This window comes from Bradyrhizobium tropiciagri (assembly GCF_001189845.1).
GTDB lineage: Bacteria > Pseudomonadota > Alphaproteobacteria > Rhizobiales > Xanthobacteraceae > Bradyrhizobium > Bradyrhizobium tropiciagri.
On record NZ_LFLZ01000006.1, the window covers coordinates 124360 to 136037 of the forward strand.

Below are 11678 nucleotides of genomic sequence, written 5' to 3' on the forward strand. Positions count from 1 at the left end.
GCAGCGACGTAAGACCTCGGGTCAGGCCGCGTGCCGCTTGCCCGATTTGTCCCACCCGATCGGGCTGACGATGATGCGGTCGCGGCCTTCATGCTTGGCTTGATACAGCGCCAGGTCCGCCGCCTTGAGCAGATCGCGCGAGGTGCGCTCGTGATCCGGGACGAGGCAGGCCAATCCGATGCTGACGGTCGGCAACTCGTTTTGGGAGCCGCGCTCGACGGTCAGCTTCTCGCGAATACGTTCGGCAACCTCCAACGCGCCCGCCTTGCCGATGCCGGGCAGCAGCACCGAAAACTCCTCGCCGCCATAGCGCGCCCCGAGATCCGTTACGCGCTTGGTGCTGGCTGCGATGCACCGTCCCACGGTGGCGAGCACGGCGTCGCCGGCCTGGTGGCCGTAGGTATCGTTGAAGGCCTTGAAATGATCGACGTCGATCATCAGCAGCGACACCGGCGCCTTGGCGCGCATGCCGCGACGCCATTCCGCTTCAAGGGTATCGTCGAGACGGCGGCGGTTGGCGAGGCCGGTCAGCGCATCCGTGCTTGCGAGGTGCGCGAGCCGGCCTTCGGCGGCGGCGCGCCGTTTGAGGGCGGCGAGCAAATAGAACATCAGGACGATCGAGAAGCCGCAGAGCGCTGCCACTACGCTGCCGATCAGCCAGACCTGCTGCCACCAGTCGGCATAGATGCCGTCGAGCGCGAGACCTTCGGCGATGATCAGGGGATGGTGTCCGACCGCCTGGAAAACATAGAGCCGGCCGACATGATCGACGATCGATTTCGTCGTGTAGAAGCCGGATTGCCGTGCCGGATACTGCTTGAAGACCTGCGAGTCCCTGATGCTCTGCCCGATCTTGCCGATGTCGAACGGCGCGCGCATCAGCATGACGCCGTTGGTGTCGAACAGCGCCATGCTGTCGCCGAAGCCGAAGTTCAGCTTGCGAAACAGGTTGTGGAAATAGCTGAGCCGCATGCTGCCCGCGACCACACCGGCAAACGATCCGTCGTCATTGCTGATGCGACGGCTCAGGCTGACCAGATATTCACCGTCTGGCGTAACCCAGGGCGCGCTGATGAACAATCCGCTGTTCGCTCGCGTCCGATGCACCTGGAAGAAGTCGCGGTCGGCGTAGTTTGCGGTGCGGGGCATCAACGTCCGGGAATCGAGCGTGACGTCTCCCGCCGTATTCAGCACGAGGATCGAGCCGAGATCCTTGGCGGTGGCGGCGCGGTCGAACAGCACGACTTGGCGAAGCTCCGGGCTGACCTTGCCGAGCTCCGGCAGCTTGACGCCGTCAGCGACGGCTTGCAGCGAGAGATCGTAGAGTTCGATGTTGCGGTCGATCTCGCTTGCGATGGAGGCGACGAGGTTGGTCGCACCTTCCTTTGCATGCTGATAGTCCTTGCCGGCCATCTGCCAGAGAATGGATGCGCAGATCGCCGAAAAGCACAAGACGAGGCCGATCCCGAGCGCAAGGAGCCGTTTGGTCGGCACCGCCTTCGGCCTTGGCAACAGCCCGTTCATTGCTCGCTTCCACTTTCCCCGCGCCCCCGCGCTTTGACGCTTTCTATGGGGGTATCAAATTGAAAAAGGCGACCTGAAGCGCAGGCAATTTGCACGCGTGCGTTGGGGGACTGTTAACCATCCGGATTGCGTCGTGGGCTCCGGCACAGCGTGCGATCCGTTCAGGTCCCGGTCGGACGCAGGCCGCCGGCGGCATTGCTGCGCAGATTGCGGAAGAACTGCTCGACTTCGCGCGACAGCGTCTCGGCAGTTGCGGTCAGATCGTTCGATGCCGCGAGCACCGATTCCGCCGCCTTGCTGGTCTGGTCCATGTCGTCGCGGAGCGAGCCGACATTCGTCACCAGGGTTTCGTTGCCCTCGGCGGCCATCTGCGCGTTCGCGGAGATTTCGCGCGTGGCCGCGTCCTGCTGGCCGATTGCGCTGGCAATGTTGGCGGTGACGTTGCTGATCTCGCGCACCGCCTGGCCGATCTCGCGCACGGCGGCCACCGAGTTGCGGGTCGAGGCCTGGATCAGGCCGACATTCTCGCTGATCTCGGCGGTTGCTTTCGCGGTCTGCGCGGCCAGCGCCTTGACCTCGTGCGCAACGACCGCGAAGCCGCGGCCGGCATCGCCGGCGCGGGCGGCTTCGATGGTGGCGTTGAGCGCGAGCAAATTGGTCTGCTCGGCGATCGCCTGGATCAGGCTCAACACGCCGTCGATGCGCTGCGTGGTGGCGGCAAGGCTCTCGATCTCGGTGATCGACCGGTCGGTGCGCGCACCGGCCTGATCGACCGCGCCGGAGGACTGCTTGACCTGGCGGCCGATCTCCTCGACCGAGGCGGAGAGCTCTTCGGCTGCACCCGCCACCGCGGAGACGTTGCTCGAGGCCTGTTCGGTCGCGCCGGCCGCCGCAACCGCCCGGCCGTTGGCGTCCGATGCGACGGTCGCGATGGTCTGCGCGGTTTGACGCATCGTCGCCGCGTTGTCGTGCACCGCGCGGAGCACCTCGCCGATCGTGCCGCGGAACGTCTCGACGAAGCTCTCGATATGGCGGCCGCGGGCGTCGCGGGCCTCGGAGTCCCGCACGACTTGCGCGTTCAGGCTCCGATTGCGATCCATCGCCTCCTGGAACACCTTGATGGCGCGCGCCAATGCGCCGATCTCGTCGCCGCGATCGACATGCGGCACGTCGACATGGTCGGCCCCCTCGGCGACGTGCTTGATGGTCGTGGTGATCTGCGACAGCGGCCGCGCCACCGAGCGGGCGATGATCAGGACGCCGAGCACCACCACGATCAGGGCGGCGGCGCCGAGCCCGGTCAGCAATAGCGCCAGCTCACGGTTGGTGTCGGTCTGTTGGGCCAGCTTCTTGCTGCGCTCGGCGTAGACCTTGGAAAGCGCCTCGAGGTCCTTGTTCAGCGCGGTACGCACGTCGCGGTTGGCGTCGTTGTCGCCCCACTCACGTCCGGCTGCCGCGCCGATCTCGATGCCGCGCCGGACCAGCTCTTTGCGGAACTCGATGAACTGCTCGATGCGCTTCTTGAACACTGCGAATTCGGTGGCATCGTCGGCCTGCACCAGGGTTTCCCAGTTCTTGACCACGCCGCGGATGCGCTCGTTGAACGCCAGCAGCCCGTCGCCGTATTTCTTCACCGCGGCCGGGTCGGTCGACATGTAGATGCCGCGGGATTCCATCACCACGGCATAGACCAGCGAGTTGACCCGCTCGACGTTGAGGGCGGCACGGCTGGCGAGGTCGACGGCCGCGGTCAGCTCGGCGTTGCGCCGCGCGTTGTAGTCGGACAGGACGGTGATGGCCGCGGTCAGCGCCGCAATCAGCGCAAACGTCGAGTACAGCCTGGCAGCAAGCGAGAATCGGGACGCCATTGGAGGCCGGGACATGGAGGTGGGGGATGTGGTGGGGGCGGGCATTGAGGGCACTCCAAGAGGCCGGGGAGCACCTTCGGCCGATTAAAGCTTATGCAAAATCTTCATGGATAATTTCTTAACGGGCGAGCCCTGGCGCGGCTGCAACCGCTAAAATCCCTAAATAATCCCAATGTCTTATGAGGGCCTCCGCGTCCCGCGGGGTTCCAGTGGCAGGCCGCTATGTTGAATGACGCGCCGCCATCATCATCACTCATCAACATCCGCGGGCGCGCAGCGCGAAGCCGATGGCACGACTTTCGCAAAGAGGTGCTAGGTTACGCTGCCCCAGCCCCACGCGACTCCCCATGCTCTATCGTCACACCATCGCCGCCACCAATTACGCATTCGACGATCTGCGCATCCTGCTTGCCAAGGCCTCGCCGCCGCGCTCGGGCGACCGGCTGGCTGGCATCGCGGCCGACAGTGCCGCGGAGATGATCGCCGCGCGGCTCGCGCTTGCCAGCGTTCCGCTCAAGCAATTCCTCGATGAGCCTGTCATCCCCTACGAGGAGGACGAAGTCACCCGCCTGATCCTCGACAGCCACGACGTCGCCGGCTTCCTGCCGGTGTCCTCGCTCACCGTCGGCGGCTTCCGCGACTGGCTGCTGTCGGATGCCGCCACCACGGATGCGATCAGAAAGATCTCGCGCGGCATCACACCGGAGATGGTGGCCGCGGTGTCGAAGCTGATGCGCAACCAGGATCTGATCCTGGTCGCGAAGAAGTGCGAGGTGATCACCCGCTTCCGCAACACCATCGGCCTGCGCGGGCGCATGGGCACGCGGCTGCAGCCGAACCATCCTTTCGACGACCCCAAGGGCATCACCGCCTCGATCCTCGACGGACTGCTGCTGGGATCGGGCGATGCCTGCATCGGCATCAATCCGGTGAGCGACGATCCGAAAGTCATCGGCACCCTGCTGCGGCTGCTGGACGACGTCATCACGCGGCTCGGGATTCCGACGCAGGGCTGTGTGCTCACCCACGTCACGACCACGCTTGGAGTGATCGGGCAGGGGGTGCCGGTCGATCTCGTGTTCCAGTCGATCGCAGGCACCGAGGCGGCCAATCGCAGTTTCGGCGTCGACCTCTCGCTGTTGCGGGAGGCGCGGGAAGCCGGGCTTTCGCTCCGGCGCGGCACGGTCGGTGACAATGTGATGTATTTCGAGACCGGGCAGGGCTCGGCACTGTCGGCCAACGCCCATCACCAGGTCGACCAGCAGACCTGCGAGGCGCGGGCCTATGCGGTGGCGCGCGCATTCGATCCGCTGCTCGTCAACAGCGTGGTCGGCTTCATCGGTCCCGAATACCTCTATGACGGCAAGGAAATCATCCGCGCCGGGCTCGAGGATCATTTCTGCGGCAAGCTGCTCGGCCTGCCGCTCGGGATCGACGTCTGCTACACCAATCACGCCGAGGCCGATCAGGACGACATGGACAATCTCCTGACGCTGCTTGCGGCCGCAGGCGTGAACTTCATCATGGGCGTGCCGGGCGCCGATGACGTGATGCTGAACTATCAGTCGACATCGTTTCACGATGCGCTCTACATTCGCGACCTGTTGGGCCTGAAGCGGGCGCCGGAATTCGACGACTGGCTGGTGCGCGCAGGCCTTGCCGGGCAGGACTTCCGCCTCGCCAGCGATCCGGGGCGGCTGCCCGACCTTGCTGCCCGGCTCCTGACCTGACGGGATAGCAATATTCTGCAGAGCAACTATCTCGCCGTTGTGACGTTGGTGAGTGCCACAATGTTGAAGAATTTCTGGCCCAGCGTTCCACGCCATGGTTAGATTTGCGGGTGCTTCGGGGTCGATTGATGAGAGCTGAGGGCATAAAGACAACACGACGTATCCTCTGCGTCTTTCCGCGCTATACGTCGTCGTTTGGGACCTTCGAGCACTCCTACCCCCTGACTGACGGCGTCAAGGCGTTCATGCCGCCGCAGGGCCTGCTGCTGATTGCCGCATACCTCCCCGAGAACTGGCCGGTCCGTTTCGTCGACGAGAACCTGCGTCCGGCGACGGTGGAGGATTTCGAGTGGGCGGACGCGGTGTTCGTCAGCGGTATGCACATCCAGCGCCAGCAGATGAATGACATCTGCCGGCGCGCGCATGAGCACGACCTGGTGGTCGCGATCGGCGGTCCGTCGGTCAGTGCGTGTCCGGACTATTACCCCTCATTCGACTACCTTCATGTCGGTGAACTCGGTGATGCGACCAATGAGCTGATCGGGCGCCTGGCCGATGACACCAGTCGTCCCGACCAGCAGGTGGTGCTGAAGACCATCGACCGCCTGCCGATGACGGATTTCCCGCTGCCGGCCTATGAGCTAGCCGAAACCAAGAAGTACTTTCTCGGCAGCATTCAGTTCTCCTCGGGCTGCCCCTATCAGTGCGAGTTCTGCGACATCCCCGGGCTCTATGGCCGCAATCCGCGGTTGAAGTCGCCGCAGCAGATCATCGCGGAGCTCGACAAGCTGCGCGCATGCGGCGCGACTGACACGGTCTATTTCGTCGACGACAATTTCATCGGCAACCGCAAGGCGGCGAGCGAGCTGCTGCCGCATCTGATCGAATGGCAGAAGCGGACCGGTTATGTCACGCGTCTCGCCTGCGAGGCGACGCTCAACATCGCCAAGCGGCCCGAGATCCTGGAGAAGATGCGCGAGGCCTTCTTCGTGACGATCTTCGTCGGCATCGAGACGCCCGATCCCGACGCGCTGAAGGCGATGCACAAGGATCAGAACATGATGGTTCCGATCCTGGAGGGGGTGCGCACCATCAACTCCTTCGGCATGGAGGTCGTCTCCGGCATCATCATGGGGCTCGATACCGACAAGCCCCAGACCGGTGACGCGCTCATCTCCTTCGTCGAGGAGTCCCGGATTCCGCTTCTGACCATCAATCTGCTGCAGGCGTTGCCGAAGACGCCGCTGTGGGACCGGCTCGAAAAGGCGGGGCGGCTGATCGATGATGAGGGCCGCGACTCCAATGTCGAGTTCCTGCTGCCCTATGAGGACGTGGTCAGTTCCTGGCGCAAATGCATGGAAATCGCCTACGAGCCGAAGAAGCTGTTCGATCGCTATCTGCATCAATGCAACTATACCTATGCCAACCGCATCAAGGTGCCGGTCAGCCCGGAGATGAAGAGCTGGGCCAACATCCGGCGCGGCCTGATCATGCTGCGCAACATCTTCTGGAAGGTCGGCGTGCTCGGCGACTACAGGCGCGTGTTCTGGAAGTTTGCGCTCGGCCGGCTCAAGCGCGGCGATATCGAGGGGCTGATCTCGGCGACGCTGGTTGCGCACCATCTGATCACGTTTGCGCGCGCAGCCTCCAGCGGCCGGCAGAACGCCTCGAACTACTCGATCCGGCTGCGCGAGGCTTCCGTTCCCGCCGAATGACAGCATGACGACACCGCCGGCGCCATCGTCCCCTTCGCTACCCGATTTGCGTGACCTTACGCCGGCGCGCGTCGGGCTCGGCCGGTCCGGGGCCAGCCTGCCGACCGATGCGTTGCTCTCGTTTACGCTCGACCACGCCCGCGCGCGCGACGCCGTTCACGCGGCGTTCGAAATCAGCAGCATTGCGGCCGGTCTTGCCGGCCTCGGCATCACGCCGCGCGAGGTGTCGAGCCAGGCGCACGACCGGCGTGACTATCTGCGCCGGCCGGATCTCGGTCGCATGCTGGATTCCGCATCGCAGCGGTCGCTGGAAAGCAGCGGCATCGCCGCGTGCTCGTGCGTCATCGTGATCGGAGACGGCCTGTCGCCGACGGCGGTCAATGTGCACGCCGTCGAATTGATCCGGCACCTGTTGCCGCGGCTCACGGCCGACGGGATCGACACTGGTGCGGTGGTCGTCGCGTCCGGCGCGCGCGTTGCGCTCGGTGACGAGATCGGCGCCATCCTCGGCGCGCGCATGCTGGTGATGCTGATCGGCGAGCGGCCCGGCCTCTCCGCGCCCGACAGCCTTGGCGCCTATCTCACCTTTGCGCCGCGGATCGGCCTCACCGATGCCGACCGCAATTGCATCTCCAACATCCACCGTGCCGGGCTGAGCTATCCGGAAGCCGCATTCAGAATCGCCTGGCTTGTGCGCGAAGGCCTGGCACGCCAGATCACCGGGGTCGTGTTGAAAGATGAAAGCGGCGGTGGATCGTCACAGAATGCGCTCCCAGGGTGTGGCAAATCAGATACTTAATGGTGGGGATCGCCGGTTCCCCGCCAATTTGGTCAGACCCTCGCCCTCGCGCTTGCGAGCAAAGGGGCGGACAGGTAAAACCGGCGCCGGTCAATATTCGCGTGTTTTCAAGGACTAGCGCCGATCAGTTGCGCTCACCCGCCTCATTCGCGCCCCTAAAGCATGATCCGGAAAAGTGCGAAGCAGTTTTCCGAAAAGATCATGCGCAAACAAGGAGCTAAAGCGGTGACGATCCAAGCTGATCTCATCCCGCTTTAGACCCAAGCTAGACAGATTGAGCCGTTTTCAGAACTGGACAGGGCATGCTCGAAAAGAACTCCGAAAGTCAGGTCCACGTCGAGAAGGTCGAAGAACCGCGATCGGGCCCCAGCATCGCGTTCGGGATCGAGCGGCTCGGCCTGATCCCGATGCGGGCGCCGATCCTGTCCTGCATCGTCCTCGTTCTGCTGCTGATCGGCGCCGTATTCGGCGTGTACCGGATCAAGATTGACGATTCGCTGTCGCAGCTATTCCGCTCCAACTCCAAGGACTACAAGCAGTATGAGGCGGTGACCAAGCGCTTCCCGGCGACCGAGTTCGACGTCCTCGTCGTGGTCGAAGGCAAGACGCTGCTTGAACGCGACAATCTCGGCAAGCTCCGCGACATGGTCACTGACCTGCAGCTCGTCGAGGGCGTGCGCGGCCTGGTGTCGCTGTTCTCGGCACGGCAGGCGCCGGAGCGCGGCAAGCTGCCGGCGGCGCTGTTCCCGAACGAGCTCCCCGAGGGCGCGGCCTATGACAAATTCGTCGAGACCGTCAAAAGCAACGAGATCATCCGCGGCAAGCTGTTGTCGGAGGACGGTACGCTGGCGCTGATCGTGCTGTCGCTCGAACCGGAAGTGGTCGGCAGCAACAAGCTCGGCAAGGTGATCGGCGACATCAGGAAGATCATGGCCGACGATCTCGGCGGCAGCGGGCTCAATGCCCAGCTGTCCGGTGTGCCGGTCATGCAGCTCGAGATCCGCAATGCGGTCGAGCGTGACGGCCTGACCTACAACATCCTCGGTATCCTGGCCGGCTGTGTCATCGCCATCATCTTCTTCCGCAAGATCTCCTTCATGGTGGCGGCGGCGTTCCCGCCGATGATCGCGATCCTGCTCGCGCTCGGCGGCCTCGGCTGGGCCAATTTCAATCTCAACATGTTCCTCAACGTGATGACGCCGCTCATCATGGTGATCAGCTTCTCAGACTCGATGCAGCTGACATTCGCGGCGCGCGACCGGCTGATCGCGGGCCAGGACAAGTTCACCGCGTTCAAGAACGCGGTGCTGGTGGTCGGGCCGGCCTGCGTGCTGACCCACGGCACGGCCGGCATTTCCTTCATCGCGCTGCAATTCTCGGATTCCGACCTGATCCGCAAGTTCGGCGAGGCCGGGCTTGCGGCGACCATCATCGCGCTGGTCGCGGTGCTCTCGCTGGTGCCGGTGTTCGGCGTCCTGTTCGTGCGCAACGAGAAGGTCTTCGCGGTCAAGTTCCAGAGCGCCGATGCCGGCGTGCAGGCGCTGCGCAATTTCTGCTACTGGATCGCGGTGCGCATGGTCGGCCGTCCCGGGCTGTTCAGCCTGCTTGCGCTGATCGTGGTCGGCGGCCTCGGCGTCATCTACGCCAATCTCGAGCCGCGTTACCGGCTCGCCGACCAGGTGCCGGACAAGCGGCAGGCGGTGGCGGCGTCGAACCGGCTCGACGCCAAGCTGACCGGCGCCAATCCGGTCGATGTGCTGATCGAATTCCCCAAGGGGCAATCGCTCTACTCGCCGGAGACGCTGAAGACGATCGCCGACGTGCATGCGATGGTCGAGGACTCCGCCGGCGTCGGCAACGTCTGGTCGCTGGAGACCTTGCGGCGCTGGCTCGCAGAAAAGGCCGGCAGCAACGATGTCGCGACGCTGAAGGAATATGTCGACCTGATCCCCGAGCATCTAGTGCGTCGCTTCATCGACAAAAATCAGGACGCCGTCGTGGTGTCGGGCCGCGTCCCGGATCTGGACTCGAGCCAGTTGCTTCCGGTGGTGAACAAGCTTGATCACGCGCTGGACAAGGTGCGGGCCGAGCATCCCGGCTACGAGATCGCGGTGACCGGCCTGTCGGTGATTGCCGCGCGCAACAGCGCCAACATGATCGAGAAGCTCAACCACGGCCTGACCATCGAGTTCCTGCTGGTTGCGATCTTCATCGGGCTGGCGTTCCGCTCGGTCGTGGTGATGTTCTCCTGCATCCTGCCCGGCATCTTCCCCGTGGTGCTGTCAGGCACTGTGCTCTGGCTGCTCGGGGAGGGGCTGCAATTCGCCAGCGTCGTGGCGTTGACCGTATCCTTCGGCCTCGGGCTGAGCGCCACCATCCACTTCCTCAACCGCCTGCGGCTCGAGACCAAGCCTGGTGTCACGCCGGAACTTGCGGTCGAGCGCGCCACCGTCCTGGTCGGTCCCGCACTGATCCTGACCACGGTGGTGCTGGCCTGCGGCCTCGTCGTCACCGTGTTCTCCGACCTGCCGTCACTGCGCCTGTTCGGCTGGCTCAGCGCGTTCTCGATGGTCGCAGCGCTCGTCGCGGACCTCTTCATCCTGCGGCCGACCTCGATGTTCCTGATCAACCTGTCGCAGAAGCTCCGCGGCAGGGGCGGGCAACCCGCGCCGATCGAAAAGGCCTGATCGACCGACAATGAAAAGGCCCGGTTCGAAGCGCTCGGAACCGGGCCTTTTGTTTGTCAGCGAAAATCGATCGGGGTGTCAGGTCTTCGTCATCGTGATCGTGACACCGCGGATCTCGCCCTTGGAGTCGATCTGCACCACCTGCTTGGAGCCGTTGGTCTGCAGGTTCAGGTTGGCGGCGAAGCCGGACGCCTCGACGAACACGTCGATCCGGCCGCCGCCCGCGGTGCCCTGCAAATTGCCGAAGATGTTGCGGCTCGCCTCGCTCCAATTGCCGGAGATCCGGTCGCCCTGGCTGGTGACGTCGCTGGAGAGGTCGAACTTGTAGCTGTCGCTGGCGCAGTGCAGGGTCTGCTTCAGGCTCAGACCCGATGGCGCGACCTTGTAATCCGCCTTGCAACGAATGCGTTCGGTCGTGCCGTTGGACAACGCCACCGTGCCCGTGCCGGTCCACGAACCGGCAAAACCGGCAAACGGCCCGCTGGCCTGGGCATGGACCGCGGAGGCAGACAGCATCATTGCGGCGCCGACGCCCACAGCTCTGAGGGCCTGACCATAAAGGCTGGAACCAAACAGTTTCATTGTGAATTTCCCATCAAAATCAACGCCTCCTTCGCAAGAAAGCGTCTCGCCGCATCGAAGGTTTAGTGTCACCCAAGAATGTTAGGTTCAAACGACAGCGGCGGCGTGCGCGCCGCCTTTCGTCATCGAACAGAATCAGAAACCGTTGGCCGCATCATGGCATCTAGCTTTGCACGAGTACCATCCGCAATAGCCAAGCGCGACAAAGTGATGGTGCGAATCGGCGTTGTGAATCAATGGCTTAAGTGGGGGTTTACAGCGCCGCAAATTTAGCCGCATTTAGCAGTGCTTGTCGTCAATCCGTTGCCGCGTTACGTGGCGTCTGCAATCCCCAAAATCCGTCCCGGCCATGCCGAAACGCTTTCGGGAACAGATTTTCTGCTGTCGGAAATGAAGGAATACGATGCGTAAATTTCTCTTGGCTCTTGCCCTGTTGTCGATCCCGCTCGCGTCCAGCGCCGTCGCCCAGCAGCAGCAGGGACGCGGTACACCCGATGAGCAGAAGGCCTGCACGCGCGACGTGCAGCGTCACTGCCGCTCAGTCATCGATCAGGGCGACTTCACCATTCTCGCCTGCCTGCAGCAGAACCGCAGCAAGATCAGCGCCGCCTGCGACCAGGTGCTGAAGACCCACGGCCAATAAGACCGAATTCAGGTCTCAAGGGACCGCTATCGACACCGCGGCTGGCTCCGTGCCGGCCGCGGCCGCATATGCTGGCGGTCACAGATAGCATTGGTTTTGGTGGCGTATTCCCCTATATGGGGCTCGCAAA

Annotated in this window: 8 protein-coding genes; 5 read left to right on the forward strand and 3 right to left on the reverse strand. The window is 63.7% G+C overall.

Translation table 11 applies throughout. The features are described 5' to 3' along the window. Positions 1-21 precede the first annotated feature (21 nt). A complete protein-coding gene (locus tag AKN84_RS07530; RefSeq protein ID WP_050420114.1) occupies positions 22-1524 on the reverse strand; it encodes a sensor domain-containing diguanylate cyclase in 1503 nt (500 codons plus the stop codon). 161 nt (positions 1525-1685) lie between these two features. Further along, on the reverse strand, positions 1686-3392 hold the full coding sequence (locus AKN84_RS07535; protein ID WP_128970523.1) for a methyl-accepting chemotaxis protein: 1707 nt from the start codon (positions 3390-3392) through the stop codon (positions 1686-1688). Between the two features lie 347 nt (positions 3393-3739). Between AKN84_RS07535 and AKN84_RS07540 the strand changes: the two genes are divergently transcribed. The 4 genes from AKN84_RS07540 to AKN84_RS07555 all read left to right on the forward strand — a co-directional run bounded on the left by AKN84_RS07540 (position 3740) and on the right by AKN84_RS07555 (position 10323). Next, positions 3740-5122 (forward strand): ethanolamine ammonia-lyase subunit EutB, encoded by a 1383-nt coding sequence (locus AKN84_RS07540; RefSeq protein ID WP_050420116.1) that lies wholly within the window; start codon positions 3740-3742, stop codon positions 5120-5122. A gap of 128 nt (positions 5123-5250) precedes the next feature. Next, a complete protein-coding gene (locus AKN84_RS07545; RefSeq protein WP_050420117.1) occupies positions 5251-6837 on the forward strand; it encodes a B12-binding domain-containing radical SAM protein in 1587 nt (528 codons plus the stop codon). Between the two features lie 4 nt (positions 6838-6841). Then, positions 6842-7636: an ethanolamine ammonia-lyase subunit EutC gene (gene eutC / locus AKN84_RS07550; RefSeq protein ID WP_050420118.1), complete on the forward strand. Its 795-nt coding sequence runs from the start codon at positions 6842-6844 to the stop codon at positions 7634-7636. 302 nt (positions 7637-7938) lie between these two features. Then, on the forward strand, positions 7939-10323 hold the full coding sequence (locus tag AKN84_RS07555; RefSeq protein ID WP_050420119.1) for an efflux RND transporter permease subunit: 2385 nt from the start codon (positions 7939-7941) through the stop codon (positions 10321-10323). Positions 10324-10401: 78 nt separating this feature from the next. Here the strand turns inward: AKN84_RS07555 and AKN84_RS07560 are convergent, their stop codons facing one another. Then, the gene (locus AKN84_RS07560) at positions 10402-10905 is read right to left on the reverse strand and encodes a hypothetical protein (RefSeq protein WP_050420120.1); all 504 of its coding nucleotides are present in this window, start codon (positions 10903-10905) and stop codon (positions 10402-10404) included. Positions 10906-11308: 403 nt separating this feature from the next. Here AKN84_RS07560 and AKN84_RS07565 point away from each other — a divergent pair, with 403 nt between their 5' ends. Then, positions 11309-11548, forward strand: a complete 240-nt coding sequence (locus AKN84_RS07565; RefSeq protein ID WP_050420121.1) for a hypothetical protein — start codon at positions 11309-11311, stop codon at positions 11546-11548. Positions 11549-11678: the final 130 nt, after the last annotated feature.